Consider the following 2,148-nt stretch of genomic DNA (forward strand, 5'->3'; position numbering starts at 1 on the left):
GTATGGCAGGTGGTCGTACCAAACCGGATCGTGCAGGCACAGGGACTTGTAGCGTCCACGCCACTGGTCGCCCGGCCGCTCGTGGCTGTCGATCACGATGGCCGGAACTCCGAGTTGGCGCATCCGGGCACCGAGGGCGATACCTCCCTGGCCGCCGCCGACGATCACGACGTAAGGCTGTGTGGTGTAACCCAGTTCGCGATCCTCGATCTCCTTCTGCTCGGCCCACGTGATGCGGTTCGGGTCTGCCCCATGCTTGGCGCCGCGCGGACGACGAGTGCCCTTACCTTCTTCGTACCCCTTCAACTCCTGCAGCGACGTCAGCAGGGTCCAACCTTCATCTCCCTTCAAACGAAGGTGCCCGTGCGCGCGACCGGTTGCAGTCTCGAATTCGATCCAGGCCGACGTGACGCCGTCGGCTTCGTCGGGTGTCTCGGAGGTCCGGAATCCCGAAGGATCGGTGTCGTCGAGACGCTCGGAGAGCATGTCGGCAATCTGCTCGCGACCTTCGACGGTCTTGATGTTCCAGGTGAACGACACCAGGTCTCGCCAGAAGCTGTCGAGTGCAAATTTGCCTGCCACACGCTCGATGTCACGAGCCGCGAGGGCCGACTCGAAATCCGCCAGCCAGGCGTCGACGCGTTCCTGAGGTGTCACCGCCGTCAACTTCACCTCGGGGGTGACTGCGGAATCGATGGTTTGCGTCATCACTTCTCCTTGTTTGTGAATGTGACACACAGCACATCCCATAAGTGGCCCCGGTCACAAGCGTTGCAGTCTGTTGCAATCAGCGGGCGCGGTGCCGCCGCCCGATACCGGTCACCCGCACCGATGTGCGGGCAACCGACTCACCCCTCAGCAGGCTTGAATTTGCCGAGTCCCAGCGACTGAAATCCCACGACGTAGAACAGCGTCCACAACACGGCCCAGTCCACGAAACCCAGTGCATTGCCGTGCAATCCGTCGACAACTGCCGGCTCGTGAAGAATGTGCTCTGCTGCAAAGCGGTAATAGAACAAGAATGTGACCACCGCGAGCACAAACGTGAGCAGCGCGCGGATCGCCAGGTTGACCCCGTCCGCAAAGCCCGTGGGTTTGTTACCGAAGGCGTTGGCCCAGAAGATCATCCAGAATGCCCAGCACACACCGAGCTGCGCCGGGAATTGATGGACCACACCGCCCAACTCGGCAACGGCATCGCTTCCCAAAAGTGCCTTCACCACTGGAAGCGCCACGAAGTACAAGCCGGTTCCCACGGCGAAGTTACCGATCGTGGCTGCGAGCGCCGTCTTACCCCCGCCGCCGAACAGTCGCCACGGCCAGTTGTCGAGCGTCTGGCCAGTCAGGATCACAACCACCACGACGCAGTAGAACCACCCGAGCACGGTGTCGACGGTCATCAACGGATCCGTGGCGGACAGCGACACGGACGGCAAACCGAACACGAAGTACAGCGCCAGCGTCGGGACGGCGACAAACGCGATCTCACACAAACCCACCAACGGCTGCTTCATCCCCAGTGAAGTCCACGGCCAATGCTGCCAGTTCAGGACCACCATCACCCAGGTCCCGAAGCCGAAGAGCACGAACAGCGCACCCGCGAAATATCCGAGGCCGCCCTCACGATCGGCCGCGAAATCCGGGTACAAACTCCCCAAGCCGTTTGCCAGGAGCCACGTCACCACGACGGCGAAGACCGCGGTCGCGACCGTGATCGCCAGGCCTTTCGCCGGCTGCGGGAGTCGGTCGAAGCCGGCGAACTCGCAATTGAAGCCGATGAACACCACAAAAAGGATTGCCCAGAAAAGCGCCGCGTTGAACGGCAGAGGATAGAAACTCCAGGGACTGGTGGTCGGATCGGCCAGAAGGTACCAACTCGCCACGGCCAGCACGAGAACGATCACGAGGTTCGCGATCCCGAACCCGATCCAGCGGCGTGACGGTTGTCGGCTCGGCGTGGCCGGTTCCGTGGGTGTGTCGACTGTAGCGGTCATGTGCCCTCTCCCAGATTGTCTCGCAAGATGATTCGCGAAGTGGTGGCGCAACTATGGAGCCGTCGCGCGGGGTACCGGGAGGGTTGCCGAGGGTTGCAACTGCTGTCCGATTTTCCGGAATTGCAACACGGTGCAACCCTTCCGCATTGTGGTC

At 62.0% G+C, this 2,148-nt stretch carries 1 protein-coding gene and 1 pseudogene; both read right to left on the reverse strand.

All coding sequences use genetic code 11. The features are described from left to right. A pseudogene (locus tag A2J01_RS00035) lies at positions 1–708 on the reverse strand (NAD(P)/FAD-dependent oxidoreductase); the annotation flags it as partial. 140 nt (positions 709–848) lie between these two features. Continuing rightward, positions 849–1,994, reverse strand: coding sequence for a hypothetical protein (locus tag A2J01_RS00040; RefSeq protein WP_064111320.1), 1,146 nt, complete (start codon positions 1,992–1,994; stop codon positions 849–851). Between the last annotated feature and the right edge of the window lie 154 nt (positions 1,995–2,148).

Origin of the sequence: Rhodococcus sp. EPR-134 (genome assembly GCF_001647205.1) — a bacterium.
GTDB lineage: Bacteria > Actinomycetota > Actinomycetes > Mycobacteriales > Mycobacteriaceae > Rhodococcus_F > Rhodococcus_F qingshengii.